Source organism: Pseudomonas sp. MWU12-2037, from assembly GCF_023242345.1.
Classification (GTDB): Bacteria; Pseudomonadota; Gammaproteobacteria; order Pseudomonadales; family Pseudomonadaceae; genus Aquipseudomonas; species Aquipseudomonas gingeri_D.
On sequence record NZ_JALLIZ010000007.1, the window covers coordinates 89,044 to 107,357 of the forward strand.

General features: G+C 62.0%; 13 protein-coding genes. 9 read left to right on the plus strand and 4 right to left on the minus strand.

What is annotated here, in order from left to right; all coding sequences use genetic code 11:
- The 3 genes from M5B42_RS14860 to M5B42_RS14870 are packed head-to-tail and all read left to right on the plus strand — an operon-like array spanning window position 1 to window position 4,302.
- Window positions 1–1,125, plus strand: a complete 1,125-nt coding sequence (locus M5B42_RS14860; RefSeq protein ID WP_178129945.1) for a GNAT family N-acetyltransferase — start codon at window positions 1–3, stop codon at window positions 1,123–1,125.
- Entirely contained in the window at window positions 1,125–2,915 is a 1,791-nt protein-coding gene (locus M5B42_RS14865; protein ID WP_248746272.1) for an ATP-binding protein, read from the plus strand. Before M5B42_RS14860 ends, M5B42_RS14865 begins: the two co-directional genes overlap by 1 nt.
- Window positions 2,905–4,302: a sigma-54 dependent transcriptional regulator gene (locus tag M5B42_RS14870; protein WP_248746273.1), complete on the plus strand. Its 1,398-nt coding sequence runs from the start codon at window positions 2,905–2,907 to the stop codon at window positions 4,300–4,302. The genes M5B42_RS14865 and M5B42_RS14870 overlap by 11 nt, the downstream gene beginning before the upstream one ends.
- 3 nt (window positions 4,303–4,305) lie before the next feature.
- Here the strand turns inward: M5B42_RS14870 and M5B42_RS14875 are convergent, their stop codons facing one another.
- The gene (locus tag M5B42_RS14875) at window positions 4,306–5,298 is read right to left on the minus strand and encodes an alpha/beta hydrolase (protein WP_103499385.1); all 993 of its coding nucleotides are present in this window, start codon (window positions 5,296–5,298) and stop codon (window positions 4,306–4,308) included.
- A 212-nt stretch (window positions 5,299–5,510) separates the two neighbouring features.
- Here M5B42_RS14875 and metR point away from each other — a divergent pair, with 212 nt between their 5' ends.
- Window positions 5,511–6,428 carry a transcriptional regulator MetR gene (gene metR / locus M5B42_RS14880; RefSeq protein ID WP_248746274.1) on the plus strand — a complete coding sequence of 306 codons (918 nt, stop codon included), beginning with the start codon at window positions 5,511–5,513 and terminating at the stop codon, window positions 6,426–6,428.
- Window positions 6,429–6,505: 77 nt separating this feature from the next.
- On the opposite strand, the gene M5B42_RS14885 is transcribed toward metR, so the two are convergent.
- Window positions 6,506–6,922 carry an NUDIX domain-containing protein gene (locus tag M5B42_RS14885; protein ID WP_152740919.1) on the minus strand — a complete coding sequence of 139 codons (417 nt, stop codon included), beginning with the start codon at window positions 6,920–6,922 and terminating at the stop codon, window positions 6,506–6,508.
- Window positions 6,919–8,274: an HD domain-containing phosphohydrolase gene (locus tag M5B42_RS14890; RefSeq protein ID WP_177102787.1), complete on the minus strand. Its 1,356-nt coding sequence runs from the start codon at window positions 8,272–8,274 to the stop codon at window positions 6,919–6,921. Before M5B42_RS14890 ends, M5B42_RS14885 begins: the two co-directional genes overlap by 4 nt.
- 239 nt (window positions 8,275–8,513) lie before the next feature.
- Here M5B42_RS14890 and M5B42_RS14895 point away from each other — a divergent pair, with 239 nt between their 5' ends.
- From M5B42_RS14895 to M5B42_RS14915, 5 genes are all read left to right on the plus strand, one after another.
- The gene (locus M5B42_RS14895) at window positions 8,514–10,775 is read left to right on the plus strand and encodes an EAL domain-containing protein (RefSeq protein ID WP_248746275.1); all 2,262 of its coding nucleotides are present in this window, start codon (window positions 8,514–8,516) and stop codon (window positions 10,773–10,775) included.
- Window positions 10,772–12,646 (plus strand): GGDEF and EAL domain-containing protein, encoded by a 1,875-nt coding sequence (locus tag M5B42_RS14900; protein WP_248746276.1) that lies wholly within the window; start codon window positions 10,772–10,774, stop codon window positions 12,644–12,646. The genes M5B42_RS14895 and M5B42_RS14900 overlap by 4 nt, the downstream gene beginning before the upstream one ends.
- Before the next feature lie 89 nt (window positions 12,647–12,735).
- Window positions 12,736–13,656 (plus strand): cytochrome c peroxidase, encoded by a 921-nt coding sequence (locus M5B42_RS14905; protein ID WP_248746407.1) that lies wholly within the window; start codon window positions 12,736–12,738, stop codon window positions 13,654–13,656.
- Window positions 13,653–15,467, plus strand: a complete 1,815-nt coding sequence (locus M5B42_RS14910) for a DAHL domain-containing protein (RefSeq protein ID WP_152740923.1) — start codon at window positions 13,653–13,655, stop codon at window positions 15,465–15,467. Before M5B42_RS14905 ends, M5B42_RS14910 begins: the two co-directional genes overlap by 4 nt.
- Window positions 15,464–16,870, plus strand: coding sequence for an ATP-binding protein (locus M5B42_RS14915; RefSeq protein ID WP_248746277.1), 1,407 nt, complete (start codon window positions 15,464–15,466; stop codon window positions 16,868–16,870). The genes M5B42_RS14910 and M5B42_RS14915 overlap by 4 nt, the downstream gene beginning before the upstream one ends.
- 59 nt (window positions 16,871–16,929) lie before the next feature.
- On the opposite strand, the gene M5B42_RS14920 is transcribed toward M5B42_RS14915, so the two are convergent.
- Complete coding sequence (locus tag M5B42_RS14920; RefSeq protein ID WP_152740925.1) at window positions 16,930–18,255, minus strand: APC family permease; 1,326 nt, start codon at window positions 18,253–18,255, stop codon at window positions 16,930–16,932.
- Window positions 18,256–18,314 lie beyond the last annotated feature (59 nt).

Consider the following 18,314-nt stretch of genomic DNA (forward strand, 5'->3'; position numbering starts at 1 on the left):
GTGATCAGCGCCCAAGCCTTCTCGACCATCGAGGCTATCGACCGTAACGCCTGGAACGATTGCTTTGTCGGCGTCCTGGAGAATTGGGAGTATTACCTGGCGGTGGAGAAAGCCGGCATCGAAGACTTTGAATGGCGCTACCTGGCGCTGTTCGAAGACGACCGTTTGCTGGCCGTCGCCCCCGCCTTCCTGACTTCCTACAAACTCGACACCACGGTGCAGGGTTTGGTCAAACGCATCACCGGCTGGATCAATCGATTCCTGCCGGGATTGCTGAAATTTCCGCTCTACGCCATCGGCTCGCCGGTGGCGGAGCGCTGCACGGCCGGAACGGCCAGCCATGTACCGCCGGCACGGCGCCAGGCCCTGCTCGAACAGCTGCTCGCCCTGGCCCACGCTGACGCCCGGCAATTGGGTATCCGCCTGATCGCCGTCAAGGACGCCCCCAGCGACGACAACGACTGGCGCCGCAGCTGCAAGGCCGCCGGCTACCAGGCCATGCCCAGCCTGCCCAACGCGCTGCTGCCGATCCCGTTCGGCTCCATCGACGCCTACCTGGGGACCCTGGACAAGGCAACCCGCAAGGACCTGCGGCGCAAACTGCGGGCGCCCGGACCGCGAATCGAATGGCGACACAATATCGACGATGTGCTGCCACGGATCATGGAGCTGTACCAGGCCACGTTGGCGCGCAGCGAGTTGCAATTCGAGCGGCTGCCGGCGGGTTACTTCACCCATGTACTCGAACACATGGACGAACGCGCGGCCTGTGTCCTGTACTGGGCCGGCGAGCGCCTCGTGGCGTTCAACCTGGTGCTGTTCGACGGCGACCGCCTGATCGACAAGTTTTTCGGTCATGAGGTGAACCAAAGCCGCGAACCCAATCTCTATTTCCGCAATTGGCTGGCCAATGTCGATTACTGCATTCGCCACCAGATCCCGGTCTACGAGTCCGGGCAAGCCGGTTATGCCAGCAAGATTCGCCTGGGCTGCAGCTTCCAGGGCAATAATATGTTTTTCCACCATCGCAACTGGCTGGTCAACAATGTCCTCAGAGGGGTCAAACTGTTGGTTCGCCCGGATCGATTCGACCCTGCCATGTCTGCTGCGATAAGCGAAACCTGATGACCAACACGCCAGAACGCCGCCGAAAACGACGCCCCCTCTCGATCTCGCGCTGGAGCGTGCAACGCAAGTTGCTGCTGGCGTTCTGGCTGGTCAGCGTAGTGCCGACCATGATTGCCGCGGAACTGGCGGCCACGACGCTGTCGCAGATTTTCGACAGTAACGTGCGCATCTGGCTGCAAGAGTCGACCAAGGTGGTCAAGGACGAGATCAGCGAGATCAAGCGTTCCAACGCCCGCGTCGCGCAGTTGTTCCTGCTCTACACCCGGCCGCCCAGTTCGCACCGCGCCGCCAAGCACGACAAGCTGACCGCCGACATCGCCGACGCCATGGGCATCGACCTGGTGGCGCTGGTGCGCAACCAGGACCACAAGGTGGTCTTCACCACCCAGCCGGATGATATCGTCTCGCAGATCAGTACCGCGCCCAACGCGGTGTTGCAGACCATTCAGATCGCTGGCGTGACCACCGGCGTGGTGGTCTCGACCTTCGACACCACCCAGGACGGCGTCGACTACCAGATGGTCATCGCCACCTACCTGGACAGCAGTTTCCTCAACAGCGTCGCCGATGTGCACTCCCTGGATCTGCGCCTGTACCTGGCCAACCCCCAGGGTTTTTCCGAGATATTCTCCACCCAGCGCTTCGAAGATCACCCCAGCAACGTGCCTGACAGCATCACCGACGTTCTGCGCGACACCCGCCAGCCCAGTGAAGTCTTCACCAACCGCTACAGCGGCCTGTACTGGCCGATCTTCAACGACACCGGCGACCTGCAGGGGGTGATTTTCAGCGGCCTGCTGCGCCATACCAGCCTGGTGGGCCTGGTCAACCAGAGCAACCTGTTCATCCTGATCTTCATGCTGGGTTCGGTGCTATCGCTGAGTGTCGGCTGGCTGGTCTCGCGGCGCCTGACCCTGCCCTTGCGCGGCCTGGCCGAAGGCGTCAGCGCGGTGATTTCCGGCGACTACAGCAAGCGTATCCCGGTGACCGGCAGCGACGAGCTGTCGGAACTGAGCAACACCTTCAACCACATGACCGAACGCCTGGGCGAGCTGCATCACCTCGAAGCCCAGCTGCGCCGCCGCGACCGCTTGCACGCCCTGGGCGAAGTCGCCATGGGCCTGGCCCACGAAATCCGCAACCCGCTGGGCATCATCAAGACCGCCACGCAGTTGCTGCACCGCCGCGCCAACCTGCCGGACACCGACAAGCGGCACCTGGAATACGTGATCAGCGAGGTCTCGCGGATCAACGACCTGATCACCGAATTCCTCGATTTCGCCAAGCCCAGCGCACCGATTCGCGCGCTCTACCCGGCCCGCGAGCTGGCCGAGGAAATCCTCGGTTTCTGCGCTCCGGAACTGGCGATCCACAATATCGACGCGCAGATCGACGACCAGGCGCCCGGCGCCACCCTGTATGCCGACTCCCGGCAGTTGAAACAGGCCTGCCTGAACCTGATCCTCAATGCCATCGACGCCATGCCCAAGGGCGGGCGCCTGACCATTGGCATTGCCAAAGACCCGCGCTATACCATCATCAGTGTCACCGATACCGGGCAGGGCATCGAGCCGGACATGATCGAGCGCATTTTCACGCCGTTCGTCACCACCAAGGCCTCGGGCACCGGCCTGGGCCTGGCGAAGGTCTATTCGATCATGGAGAACCATGACGGGCGCATCGAGTGCATCAGCGAAAAAGATGCCGGCGCGACCTTCAACCTGTACATTCCGGCCCATGGTGGCGACCTGGACCACGAGGATGAGGAAGAAGACGATGACGCATAACGTTCTGGTGGTCGATGACGAGCCCAAACTCTGCGACCTGCTGAGCTCGGCACTGAGCCAGAACGATATCCGGGTCTTCACCGCCGGCAACGGCCTGGAAGCCCTGGTAGTGCTGGAACAGGAAGAAATCGACCTGGTCATCAGCGACTGGCGGATGCCCGGCATGGACGGGCCGCAATTGCTCTCGGAGGTCAAGCTGCGCTACCCGCAGTTGCCGGTCATCGTGATGACCGCCTACAGCACCGTGAAGAATGCCGTGCAATCGATGCGCAACGGCGCCTTCGACTATATCGCCAAGCCGTTCGACATCGACGAGCTGGACATCACCGTCAACAAGGCCCTGCAATTTCGCGACATCCTGCGGGACAATGCGCGCCTGCGCGCCGAGCTCGACGAACACCAGCAGATCGACAGCCTGGTGGGCGACAGCCCGACCTTCCGCCGGGTCCTGCAAGCCGTGGACTCGGTGCGCGAGAGCAACGCCACGATCCTGCTGACCGGCGAAAGCGGCACCGGCAAGGAAATGGTCGCCCGGGCCATCCACAAGCATGGCAACCGCGCCGACATGCCGTTTGTCGCGGTCAACTGCGCGGCGATTCCCGAAGGCTTGCTGGAAAGCGAGATGTTCGGCCATCGCAAGGGCGCCTTTACCGGGGCCGTCGCGGACCGTGTCGGACGCTTTATGCAGGCCGACAAGGGCACGCTGTTTCTCGATGAGATCGGCGATATGCCGCTGGCGTTGCAAGCCAAGATCCTCCGTGCGCTGCAAGAGCGGATCATCGAGCCGGTGGGCGATCCGCGCGAGCGCAAGGTCGACGTGCGAGTGATTGCCGCGACCAACAAGAACCTGCTGCAAGCGGTGGCCGACAAGGAGTTTCGCGAAGACCTGTATTACCGCCTGAACGTCTTCCCGATTCCCCTGCCCGCCCTGCGTGACCGGGTCGAGGACATCGCCCCGCTGGCCCGGCATTTCGCCCATACCCTGGGCGCCACGGCCGGCAAGCGCATCGACGGTTTCAGCGCGCAGGCCTTGCAGGCGATGCTCAACTACCCGTGGCCAGGGAATATCCGCGAACTGCAGAACTGTGTGGAACGAGCGACCATCGTCGCGGCCGGGCACGTGATCGAAGAGAGCGACCTGCCGGCTTACCTGTTCGAGTCGACACCGCCCCAGAGCAGTGCCAATCCACTGCCCGGCGTCGCTCCCGGCCTGCCGAAGGACCTCGACGCGGCCCTGGCGGACGTGGAGAAGGCTTATATCCTCGCGGCCCTGCAGGAAAGCAATGGAGTGCAGGCGGCCGCGGCGCAGTTGATCGGGATTTCCGAACGCAGCTTCTGGTATCGCCTGAAGAAGCTGGCGATCCACGTCGACAAGATCATCCGCTGAATTTCAGAGCTGTGCCCAGCGACTGACATCTGCCTGATGCAGACGCAGGTATGGCAGCACCGCCGCCAGCAACGGCGCCTTGAACGCCTCCTGGAAACGATGGGCCATCCCCGGCACCAACACCAGTCGACTGCCCTGGATATGCGCCGCCAGGTGCACGCCGTGCATCACCGGCAGCAACGGATCGGCCGTGCCATGGACCACCAGGGTCGGCACCCGCAGTTGATTGAGCAACGGCACCCGGCTCGGCTCGGCGAGAATCGCCATGATCTGGCGCTTCACCCCTTCCGGATTGAAGGCACGGTCATAGGAGGCCGCCGCCTGCTGCAACAGCTTGTTGCGGTCGTCACGCACCTCCGGGCTGCCCAGGGCGGCCAGCAGATCGGCCTGCTGCTCGATCGCCACCTCACGGTTCGGCGCGCTGCGCCGCGAGAGCAACTGCACCAGCGCCGCACTGGGCGCCGGCAAGCCCTCGGCACCGGAACTGCTCATCACCAGGGTCAGGCTCTCGACCCGCTCTGGCGCCATCGCCGCCACGTGCTGGGCGATCATCCCGCCCATGCTCGCACCGAGCACATGGAACTGCTGGATCTGCAACGCATCCATCAGGCCCAGGGCATCGCCGGCCATGTCGGTCAGGGTATAAGGCGCCGCCACCGGCAAGCCGAGCTTGTAGCGCAACACCTCGAAGGTCAGGTTGGCGCTGGCCGGCGCCTGGCGCCAGGTGGACAGGCCGACATCGCGATTGTCATAGCGAATCACCCGGAACCCTTGCTGACAGAGCGCGACCACCACCTCGTCCGGCCAGTGGATCAGTTGCCCGCCCAGCCCCATCACCAGCAGCAAGGCCGGATCCGAGGCACGCCCGATACTCTGGTAGGCCAGGCTGACCTTTTCCAGTTCGACCTGTTGGGTCGGAACATTGACATCACATCTTGAAGCCGCAAAAGACGGCAGGCCGAACAGTAGTGCGGCCAGGAAAATTACTACACGCATGAAAACACCGAAACGCAGAACCCCATTGAGGCGCGAGTTTGATGTTATTTGTTCAACGGCGCTGCCACAGTTCAGTGACAGTTTGATGAAGATTGCCGAGTGGCACCCGGAGGTAGGCTTACCGGCGACAGCGCTCCTGTCGACAGCCAGGGCAACATGAGACAAACTCATACCCTGCCCGCCACTCACAAAATCTACTCATGGAGCCCCAGGTGCTGGAAATCCGTCACTTGAAAACCCTTCACGCGCTGCGCGAAGCCGACAGCCTGGTAGAGGCCGCCGAACGCCTGCACCTGACCCAGTCGGCCCTGTCCCACCAGTTCAAGGAACTGGAAGAGCGCCTGGGCATGCCGTTGTTCGTGCGCAAGACCAAACCGGTGCGCTTCACCAGCGCCGGACTGCGCCTGCTGCAACTGGCCGACGCCACCCTGCCGCTGCTGCGCGGGGCGGAGCGGGATATCGCGCGCCTGGCCGGCGGCACCGCCGGCCGCCTGCACATGGCGATCGAATGCCACAGTTGTTTCCAGTGGCTGATGCCGACCATCGACCAGTTCCGTGATGCCTGGCCGGAAGTGGAACTGGACCTGGCCTCTGGATTTTCCTTCGCCCCGTTGCCGGCCCTGGCCCGTGGCGACCTGGACCTGGTGGTGACCTCCGATCCGCTGGAACTGGCGGGCATCACCTACGTGCCACTGTTCACCTACGAAGCCATGCTGGCGGTGGCCAACCAGCATGCCCTGGCCAACAAACCCTATATCGTGCCCGATGACCTGCTCAAGGAAACCCTGATCACCTACCCGGTGGAACGCGATCGGCTGGATATCTTCACCCGCTTCCTGGAACCGGCCGACGTCGAGCCGGCGCAGGTGCGCACCTCCGAGCTGACGGTGATGATGATGCAATTGGTGGCCAGCGGCCGTGGTGTCTGCGGCATGCCGCACTGGGCGCTGCACGAATACAGCTCGCGGGGCTACGTCAAGGCCAAGCGGCTGGGCGAGAAAGGCCTGTTTGCCACGCTGTATGCGGCGGTCCGCACCGACATGCTCGATGCGCCCTACATGCGCGACTTCCTGCTGACGGCCAAGGACACTTCGTTCTCGACCCTCGATGGGGTCAGCGCGGTACGCTGAAGCCCCGCAGCGTCATCGGCGCTCGTGCGTCACCCGCCGCGGCGCGGTTCCAGCAGCCACCGCGGCGCCATGAAACATCAGGCGCCGGGCACCCGCGAAGCACGATAAAACGGCAGGATCAGATCCCGTGTCAACGGCGCGAGAAACAAGCCGCCATCGCCAGCGGGGTCGATCCAGACCACTTCTTCGATCTCGGCGGCGGGCTCCGGCGCCATGCCGGTATCCACCCGGAACAACTCGGCAACCACCTCGTGACCCGGCTCATTGGCCGCCTGAGCTGCGAACCGGCCGAGGTAGGTGGCGGCGGCCGTGTCGATGACCAACCCCAACTCTTCCTCAAGTTCACGGGCCAGGGCATTGACCGGTTGCTCGTGGGCTTCGATCTTGCCGCCCGGCTGCATGAAGGCCTGGGTACCGCGTTTGCGCACCAACAGGGTACGGCCATCGGGACCGATCAACAGGGCGGCGGCAATGCGGATAGTCTTGCAGGTCATTCAGCCTGTTCCAGCAGCGCCTGGATTTCTTCCGGAATCTTGACGAACACACTGTACTTGGCGCCCTCCATGGATTCGAAGGCAATCAGCTTCTCCACCAGCGCCGCGCTGAGGAGCTTGCCGGCGTTGAGCAGCAGCATGCCGTTGTCGGCATTGAGGTTGCGCGCCAGGATCATCCCGGCCACCAGTTCGCGGGTGCTCAGGACCTTGACCGACGGGTCGCCCAGGGTCACATCGTTCAGGTACTCGGCACAGACCTTGACGAAGTCCTCGACCAGGCCCGGATCGTAGAGTTTGCCGGCGTACTTGCGAATAAAGAGCAGTGCCTCGTCGCTGTTCATCTGCCGTTCGAGAATCAGGCCACGCTGCAACTCGATAAAGTCCACCGCCAGCTTCAACACCCGCGACCCGAGGGGAATAGCCTCGCCCCTGAGGTGGTCGGGAAACCCCGTGCCGTCCCAGCGCTCCTGATGATGCAGAATCAGCCGGGCCGCATCCTGCATCGGCTCCAGGGTCATCAACAGCGACTCGCTCTGCTTCGGATAACCGCGATAACGCTCGCGATCAGTGTGGTGCAACAGGTCGGCCGGCGCGCCCATCATGCTGTCGGTCCAACTCATCTTGCCGATATTGTGCAGGGCCGCGGCCATGGCCAGGTCGCGGCTGGTCGCCTCATTCATGACATGGACCTTGCAGTAGACCTTGACCAGATCGATGATCGCCCGGTTGGTCTGCTTGTCCTTGGGCAGGCGCCACTCGACCATCCGCGAGAACACCTCGGCCGTGACGGCGTAGCTGCGCTTGAGTTCTTCATAGGCCAGGTCAAGCATGTCGGCGGTCTGCTGGACTTCGCTGGTGCGCGCGATCACGCGCTTTTCCAGGGTCGAATTGAGCGACTGCAGCTGCCGGTTCTGCTCGCGGACCAACAGCTGCAGGCGCTGGCGCTCACGCTCCGAATGCTGGAAGGCCAGGCCCTGGGTGAGGGTCATCAACAGCTCTTCATCGTTCCAGGGTTTACTCAGGTAACGGTAGATCCGCCCTTCGTTGATCGCCTTGGCGATCATGTCCAGGTCGGCATAACCGGTCAGCAGGATCCGCAGGCAGGCCGGATACAGCTCATGAATCCGCGCCAGCAGGGTGGCACCATCCATATTCGGCATGCGCGCATCGCTGATCACCAGGTCGATGGGCTGCTCGGCCATGATTTCCAAGGCACGGGCGCCGCTGTCGGCGAGGAACAGTTCATAACCCTGGCTGCGCAGCAAACGGCGCAGGCTGTTGAGGATCGACTCTTCATCGTCGACCAGCAGGACACGGGGTTTGATCACGACTTCAACTGCGGATTCATCCATGGAGCACCTCATGTCTGCGTGTGGCTTCTATCCAGGGCCCCTTGAACAGCCGACGGTCCCTGTCTTTTGCGCTAAGGGTAGATGTTCGACCATCAATTGGCATCATGTTTATCAGCAAATCAGCTCAAGCCGATCTATGCTGCAAGCAATCCAGCGCGCCACAAGCCAGCGTGGTTATCAGGAAAGGAACTCCGCATGAACTCGGTACATCCTGCTGTCAATGTGTCCGGAGCCTTGCGATGAGCAGCCCCCGGGGGGGCGCCAATCGCCGCATCCTGATCATCGACGACACGCCGTCGATCCACGAAGACTTTCGCAAGACCCTCTGCCCGGAAGAAGTCGAAGACCATTTGCAAATGGCTGAGCAAGTCTTGTTCGGCGACGCCGTCGCCCGCAAGGTCAAGTGTTTCGAGCTCGATTCGGCCTTCCAGGGCCAGGAAGGCCTGGCCAAGGTCGAGCAGGCCCTGCTGCAAGGGCAGCCTTACGCCATGGCTTTTATCGACATGCGCATGCCGCCGGGCTGGGACGGCCTGCAAACCCTCGAACGGCTCTGGCAGGTCGACCCCAAGTTGCAAGTCGCGCTGTGCACCGCCTATTCCGATTACTCCCTGGAAGAGATGAACGAACGGGTCGAGATGGGCGATCGCCTGCTGATCCTGAAGAAACCTTTCGACGCCATCGAGATTCGCCAACTGGCCAGCACCCTGACCGTCAAATGGCAGATGACCGAAGACGCCGCGCTGAAAATGGACCAGCTCGAACAGGCCGTCGAAGAACGCACCCGCGAGCTGTCCGACGCCAACATCATCGTGCAGAACAGCCCGACCCTGCTCTATCGCCTGCGCGGCGAGCCGTCGTTCCCGCTGATGTACATCTCCCACAACATCACCAAGTTCGGGCATTCGGCCGAAGGCCTGCTGGCCTCGGCCGACTGGGCCGCGGAGTTGATCCACGGCGACGACCAGGAGAAGGTCGACGCGGCCATGGCCAAGGTCCTCGACAAGGACGCCGAGGGGGCTTCCATCGAGTTTCGCCTGCGTACCGGTGACGGTCAGTTGCGCTGGGTGGAAAACCGCTACGTACCGGTCCGCGACCCGGAAGGACGCCTGCTGGAAGTCGAAGGCATCATCATCGACATCACCGAACACAAGCTCGCCGAAGAGAAAATCGCCCTGCTCGCCCGCACCGACGGGCTCACCGGGCTGGCCAACCGCTCGACCCTGATCGAGCGCCTGCACCAGAGCTTTGCCGGCGCCCGGCGTGGCGCCTCGTCGTTCGCGGTGTTCTACCTGGACCTGGATCACTTCAAGCGCATCAACGACACCCTCGGGCATCCGGTGGGCGACCTGCTGCTGCAGGAAGTCTCTCGACGCATCCTGGCCTGCACCCGGGAAAACGATGTGGTGGCGCGCCTGGGTGGCGATGAGTTCGCGGTGTTGCAGATGGAAATGCTCGACCCGGCGCAATCCGGCGCCCTGGCGAGCAAGATCCTCAAGGCCCTGGTGGAGCCTTACCAACTGGAAGGCAATGAAGTGCGGATTTCGGCCAGCGTCGGCATCAGCACCTATGCCCAGGACAGCGAAAGCGCCGACAGCATGCTGGTCCAGGCCGACATGGCGCTGTATCGCTCCAAGGACAGCGGGCGCAACCAGTACCATTTCCATTCCGAGGAGATCAACCAGGAAGTCATCGACCGGATCGCCATCACCCAGGACCTGAAAAAGGCCATCGAACAGAACGAACTGGAACTGCACTACCTGCCGGAAGTCGACCTGGGCAGCGGCAAGATCCTCGGCATGGAGGCGCTGGTGCGCTGGAACCACCCCGAGCGCGGCATACTCGGCGCCGACCAGTTCATCCCCGCTGCGGAAAAGACCGGCACCATTGTCGCCTTGGGGCGCTGGGTACTGGAACAGGCTTGCCGGCAGATGCACCAATGGCGCAGGGACGGCATGGCACCGCCGGTGATTGCCATCAACCTGTCGCTGGCCCAGCTCAAAAGTGGCGGCGAACTGATTCGGGACGTGCTCGAGACCACCGGCAAATGGGGGTTGTCGCCCGCGGACCTGCAGTTCGACGTCACCGAAGCGACCCTGGCCCACACCAAATGGACAAAGAACGACGTACTGCCCAAGCTGCGCGAACTCGGCGTGAAGATCGCCATCGACGATTTCGGCACCGACTACTCGTCCTTCGACTACCTCAAGACCTACCGCGTCAACCACCTGAAGCTGGCCCAGTCGCTGATCAACCACGCGAGCCAGGACGTGGAAAGCGCTACCACCTTGCGGGCAATCATCAACTTTGCCCGCGAAGTGGGGATCGGCATCATCGCCGAAGGCGTGGAAACCCAGGAGCAACGCCATTCATTGATGGCCGCTGGCTCACCGATGACGGCCCAGGGCTATTACTTCAGCAAGGCCGTCGATAGCCAACGTGCCAGCGAGCTGCTGCACGCCGGTCATATCGCTCCTTGCCCAATGCCGGAGATCCGCCTATGAACCGCGCAGCCGGTGCCGCCAACAAGCGCATCCTGATCATCGACGATACCGCGTCGATCCATCAGGACTTTCGCAAGATCCTCGGGCCCGAGCAGGAGGACGAACTGAGCCTGGACTCCACCGAACACCTGCTGTTCGGCACCACTCGCCCACAGCGCCAAAGCTTCGAGATCGATTCCGCCTATCAGGGGCAGGAGGCGCTGGAGCTGGTGAAGCTGGCCCTGGCCGCCGAGAACCCCTATGCCATGGCCTTTCTCGACATGCGCATGCCACCGGGCTGGGATGGCCTGGAAACCATCGAGCAACTGTGGGCCGTCGACCCGGAGTTGCAAATCGCCCTGTGCACCGCCTACTCGGATTACTCCTGGGAGTCCATGGACGAACGCGTCGCCTTCGGTGACCAACTGCTGATCCTGAAAAAACCTTTCGACGCCCTGGAAATTCGTCAGATGGCCAGTGCCCTGACCTGGAAGTGGCAACTGGCGCGGGACATGGCCTTGAAGATGGCCACTCTGGAGCGAACCGTCGAGGAGCGGGTCCAGGAACTGCTGCAGGTTTCCCGGTTGCTGCAATTCGATGTGCTCACCGAACTGCCCAACAGCACCCTGCTCGGCGACCGCCTGGGCCAGGCCATCGCCCTGGCCAAACGGCACGGCGAACAGGTGGCGGTGATGTTTATCGGGCTGGATCGCTTCAAACGCATCAACAATGCCCTGGGCTATCCGGCGGGTGATGAAATGCTCAAGCATGTCGCCGACTGCCTGGTCGGGGCGTTGCGCCGATCAGACTCGGTGTTTCGTTACCGCTCCGATGAGTTTGTCCTGGTGCTGCCCGAGTTCCTCCACCCGCAACAGACCCGTGGCACCGCCGAGAAAGCCCTCGCGGCAATCAATACGCCCCATGAAGTCGCCGGCCATGGCCTGCGCGTGACCGCGAGCCTGGGTATCAGCCTCTACCCCGACGATGGCGAGGACCCGCTGGTACTGGTCAAGAAAGCCGAAGCCGCCATGCGCAACGTCAAGGAACAGGGCGCCAACAACTTCGGCTTTTTCATCGAGGACCTGAACCTGCGGGCCCGCGAGCATCAATCCATCGAGTCCGGTATTCGCCTGGCCCTGGAGCGTAACGAGTTCGTGCTGCACTACCAACCCAAGCTGGACCTAAAGACCGCCAAGGTGGTTGGTGCCGAGGCGCTGATCCGCTGGCAGCATCCCGAACGCGGCCTGCTCTACCCCGCGGATTTCATCCCGGTGGCCGAAGACAGTGGCCTGATCGTCCCATTGAGCAGTTGGGTGTTGCGCCAGGTCTGCCTGCAAGGTCGGGCCTGGCAGGATCAGATCAGCGAACCGCTGATCCTGTCGCTCAATATCTCGGCAATGGACTTCCGCCAGCGCGATTTCCTCGACAGTATCCGCCAGATCCTGGAAGAAACCGGCATGGAGCCGACCCGGCTGGAGCTGGAAATCACCGAAAGCGTGTTGATGCAGAATGTCGACCACACCATTGCAACCCTGAAAGCCATCAAGGCCCTGGGTATCCGCCTGGCCATCGACGATTTCGGCACCGGCTATTCGAGCCTCAGCTACCTGCAACGTTTCCCCATCGATGTACTGAAGATCGACCAGTCGTTCGTCCGCGATCTCAATGGCGACAGCAACGACGCCGCGCTGGTGAGCGCGATCATCAGCCTGGGCAAGAGCCTGCACCTGAACGTCATCGCCGAAGGCGTGGAAACCCAGGACCAGTTGTCCTTCCTCAAGGCCCATGACTGCGAGGAAGGCCAGGGTTACTACTTCAGCAAGGCGGTCGAAGCCAAGACGTTCCTGAGCCTGTTGCAGGACAAGCGCTTCGAACGACCGGCACAGACCTGACCCCGGAATCCGCCTCTTTTGCCAAGGACATGCCCATGATGCCTCGCGCACCGCTGTCGTTGCTGGCGAGATCGCTCGCCTGCTGCGGGATGTTGCTCTGCACACCCCTGGTCGCCGCGCCGCTGGACGAACCGCTCAAGCCATTGCCGGATATCCCGGTGCAGGACCCGCGCAAAGTCGAGCTGGGGCGCCAGTTGTTCAATGAAAAGCAACTGTCGATCAATAACACCACGTCCTGCGCCACTTGCCATCACCTGGAGCAAGGCGGGGCGGACGACAAACCCTTTTCCATCGGTTTCCAGGGCGGCAGCCTGGGCATCAACACCCCGACCGTGCTCAACGCCGCGCTGAACTTCAAGCAGTTCTGGAACGGTCGCTCCGAAACCCTGGAGGCGCAGATCGAAGAGGTGGTGAAAAGCCCGATAGAAATGGGCAATACCTGGCCCCATGTGGTCGAGACCCTTAACCAGACCCAGAGTTACAAGGAGGCCTTCAGCGAGGCGTACAAGGATGGCGTGACCATCACCAACGTGCAGAATGCCCTGGCCAGCTACGAGCGCAGCCTGCTGACCCCCAACTCGCGCTTCGACCAGTACCTCAAGGGCAATACCGACATCCTGACCCTCGACGAGAAATACGGTTATCAGCGTTTCAAGGACTACGGCTGCATCGCCTGCCACCAGGGGGTCAATATCGGCGGCAACATGTTCCAGAAGTTCGGCGTGATGGGCGACTACTTCAAGGCCCGGGGCAACCCTACCGAGGCCGACCTGGGGCGCTTCCTGGCAACCGGGGAAGAAGACGACCGCAACGTGTTCAAGGTCCCCAGCCTGCGCAACGTCGCACTGACCGCGCCGTATTTTCACGATGCCTCGGCCAAGACCCTGGAAGACGCCGTCCATATCATGTTCACTTACCAACTGGGACGTGTCCCGTCCACCGAGGACATCCGCCTGATCGTGCTGTTTCTCAAGACCCTGACCGGCGAACTGGGAGGTAAACCGCTATGACGCAGACCAGCGGCTTCCTGAACCGGGTCCTCCTGCCGCGCCTGGCCCTTCTGCTCGTGGCGATGCTGGGGCTTCTATACATCATGGCCGACACCGACGCGACCCTGGACTATGCCCGTTGCCGTGACCTGATCAGCCGGGTCAAACAGCTGGATGCACAATGGGACGCCGAAATCCTCAAGGCCCGGATCGCGGTGGCGCGTAATTACGATCCGCTGGTCAAGCCCCCGCAGGAAATGCGCCAACTCCTGCAAACATTCACGCCCATCGATCCCGGCCAGGAACATAAAGCCGCCGAAGCCTGGAAGGACCGCCGGGACACCCTGGCCCAGGCGCTCGACGAAAAAGCCCGACTGGTCGAACAGTTCAAATCCCGCAATGCGATACTGCGCAACTCCCTGGCCTTCCTGCCGACCGCCGAAGACGATATCCAGCACCAGCTCAGCGAACTGCAGGACCAGGACAAACTGATGCTCCAGGACATGTCCAACGACATCTACGACCTGCTGCTCAGCGCCCTGGAGTTCGCCCAGACCACCACCGATGAACGCGCCCACAGTATCGAACTGGGGCTCAATCAAGTGATGATCGACACACAACGCCTGCCGCCCTCGTTCAATGAGCCGGTGCAAATCCTGCTCAACCACGTCAACCTGATCCTGCGCGAACAACCCAAGGTCAACACACTGATCGAAGAGATCGACGCCGTGCCGGTCTCCGAAAGCCTGGACGCCATCACCGACCAACTGAACCAGGAGCAGCAAAAGGCCGATCAGATCAACCAGCGCCATCATTTGTACCTGTTGATTTTCTCGGCCCTGCTGCTCGTCCTGCTGCTGTACCTCGCCAGCCGCCTGATCCGCAGTTATGCCGAAATCAACCGGGTCAACCGCGCCCTGCAAGTCGCCAACACCGATCTTGAGCAACGCGTCGAGCGACGTACCCAAAGCCTGCGCGAGGCCCAGAGCGAACTGATGGAAAGCGCGCGCCTGGCCGGCATGGCCGAGATCGCCACCAACGTGCTGCACAACGTCGGCAACGTGCTCAACAGCGTGAACATCTCCGCCGACCTGGTGGCACGCAAGTTGCGCAGCAGCAAGGCCCAGGGCCTGGCCAAGGCGGTGACGATGATCAACGAGCACAAGCACGATCTCGGCGAGTTCATTACCAGCGACGAACGTGGCAAGCTGTTGCCCGGGTATCTCAACCAACTGGTCGAGGTCATTGCCGCGGAACAACAGAGCATGGGCGACGAACTGACCCAGTTGAGCAAGAGCGTCGACCATATCAAGGACATCGTCTCGACCCAGCAATCCTATGCCGGTGTCTCGACCATGGAGGAGCCGCTGCATATCCGCGATCTGCTCGAGGACGCGCTGCGCATGAACTCCGGAGCCCTGAGCCGGCATAACGTCACGGTGATCCGAGAATACGAGGACGTGCCCCGGGTGATGGCCGACAAGCACCGCTTGCTGCTGATCCTGATCAACCTGATCAGCAACGCCAAGCAGGCCATGGCCAACCTCGCCGACCGTCCGCGGGAAATCACCCTGCAAGTCCGGGCGATCGAGGACAACACCTTGCGCATCAGCGTCAAGGACGCCGGCGAAGGTATCCTGCCGGAAAACATGACGCGGATCTTTGCCCATGGCTTCACCACCCGCAAGGACGGCCATGGCTTCGGCCTGCACAGCTGCGCCCTGGCCGCGATCGAAATGAAAGGGCACCTGACCGCCCACAGCGACGGCCCTGGAAAAGGCGCCGTCTTTACCCTCGAATTGCCCTTGAAAACCGCCGTGGGGGCTGTATGAACACACTCCGCAACCGCCGTATCCTGCTGGTCGACGACACCCCGTCGATCCACGAGGACTTTCGCAAGATTCTCACCCCCCTGGTCGACGAGTCGCCGGATCTGGACCTGATGGAAGCCGCGCTGTTCGGCCAGGAGGTCAAGACCAGCAGCGTCCTGCCGTTCGAACTCGACTCGGCCTATCAGGGCCAGGAAGGCCTGCAGAAGGTCGAGCAGTCGGTGGCTTGTGGAAAGCCGTACGCCCTGGCCTTCGTCGATATGCGCATGCCCCAGGGCTGGGACGGTGCCGAAACCATCGAGCACCTGTGGCAGGTCGATCCCAACCTGCAAGTGGTGGTCTGCACCGCCTACACCGACTACTCCTGGGAAGACCTGCTGGAACGCCTGCACGGTCACGACCGGCTGGTGATCCTGAAAAAGCCCTTCGACAATATCGAAGTCCAGCAATTGGCCAATACCCTGACCAATAAATGGGAAATGACCGAACGCGCCAACCTGCAGATGCACCGGCTGGAAGAGTTGGTCGAAGAACGGACCCAGGCGCTCAAGAAGACCAGCCTGGCCTTGCAGCATGAGATCGACGAACGCAAGCAGTTGGAAGGGCAGCTGGTGCAATCGGAAAAGCTCGCCTCCCTCGGCCAACTGGCCGCCGGCGTCGCTCACGAAATCAACAACCCCATCGGTTTCATTTCCTCAAACCTGGGGACCCTGGAGGGCTATTTCGGCAAGTTGCTGGAAATGCTCCAAGCCTATCAGAACGCCGAGGAAGGGGTCGCCGCCCCCGAGTTGCGGGCACGCTTGAAAGAGCTGCGCGAACGAGTCGAGCTGGATTTCCTCGAAGAGGATATTCCATTGCTGATCAAGGAATCCAAGGAAGGCATCGGCCGGGTCGGGCAGATCGTCAAGGACCTGAAGAACTTCTCCCGGGTCGATTCGAACCAGGAGTGGCAATGGAGCAATCTGCAACAGGGCATCGAATCGACCCTGAACATTGTCGCCAACGAACTCAAGTACAAGGCCGATGTGGTCAAGGACTACGCCGCGCTGCCGGAGATCGAGTGCCTGGCGTCGCAGATCAACCAGGTGATCATGAACCTGGTGGTCAACGCCGCCCAGGCCATGGGGCCGGAGCGCGGCACCATCACCCTGCGGGGCGGCAGCCTCGGCGAAAGGATCTGGCTGGAAGTGGCCGACACCGGCTCGGGCATGGCGCCCGAGACCGTGCAGAAGATCTTCGACCCGTTCTTCACCACCAAACCCATCGGCCAGGGCACGGGCCTGGGCTTGTCACTGTCCTATGGCATCGTGCAGAAGCATGCCGGGCAGATCACCGTGCGCAGCGAGGTGGGCGTGGGCACCACGTTCAGGATCGAATTGCCGATCCGCCAGAACAAGGCTGCTTGACCTGTAGGAGCCGGCTTGCTGGCGATAGCGTCCGCTCGGCCAACGCAGCCCTCAAGGCATCAGGCTGCTTCCTGGAAATCCATTTCCGGCGGCTGTTTGCGGAAACCACCGGTCAGGAAGCCCAGGTACACCAGGCCGGCCGCCAGCCAGCTCAGGCCCAGGTAGATCGCCAGGTGATCGAGGCTGATCATCAGCCACAGATCCGCCACCAGGCCGATCAGCGGGCACACCAGGAACAGCAGCAGCTCACGCGGTCCACGTTTTTCGCCACCGATCCAGTAGTGGAAAATCACCGACAGGTTCACCAGGCTGAAGGCCAGGAACGCACCGAAGTTGATGAACGAGGTGGAGGTGGTCACGTCCAATTTCAGCGCCAGCAAGGCCACCACCGCACACAGCAGGATGCTGTTGACCGGCGTACCGAAACGCTCATGCAAGGTGCCGAAGAACGACTTCGGCAACACCCCGTCACGGCCCATTGCATACAGCAGGCGCGAACCGCTGGCCTGGGCCGACAGACCCGAGGCGAACTGACCGACGATCAGGCCGATCAGGAAGATCGTGACAAACAGATCACCACCAATATTGCGGGCGATTTCATAGGCAGCCGAATCGACGTTGTCGAACACGAACGACGGATGAGCCAACTGCACGAAGTACGACACCCCAACGAAGATCAGGCCGCCGATCAGGGTGATCAGCATGATCGCCCGCGGAATGGTCCGGCGCGGATCGCGGGTTTCTTCGGTCAGGGTACTCACCGCATCGAAGCCCAGGAATGAATAGCAGGCAATCGCCGCGCCGCTCATGATCAGGGGCATCTGCATATCGCCGCTGAGAAACGGTGCCATCGTCCACAACGGCTTGCTGGCGTCACCGCCGATGTAGTGGATCGCCAGGGCGACAAAGGCCACCAGCACCAGGAACTGCACCAGCATCAGCAAGGCATTGATACCGTTGGCCAGGCGCAGGCCGACAATATTGATCACGCTGGTGATGCCGATAAAGGCCAGCACCCAGACCGCTTGCGGCACCGAGGGGAATGCCGAATTGAGGTACGCCGCGCCGATCAACCAGATCGCCATGGGCAGGAACAGGTAATCGAGCAACACCGCCCAGCCGGCAATAAAGCCCAGTTTGGGGCTGATGGCCTTGCGCACATAGCTGTAGGCCGAGCCGGCCACCGGAAAGGCGGCGGCCATGCGCCCGTAGCTCATGGCGGTGAAGAACATCGCCACCAGCGCGGCGAGATAAGCGGCCGGAACCATGCCGGCCGTGGACTGGGCAAGAATGCCGAAAGTGCCGAGGACAATGATCGGCGTCATATAGGCGATGCCGAACAGCACCACCGACCCCAGCGAAAGGGTGCGTTGCAAACGAGCCATGAGGCGACTACTCCGAATGTTATTGGATTTATGGCAGAGCCGAGTTCGGCAAGGTTGGA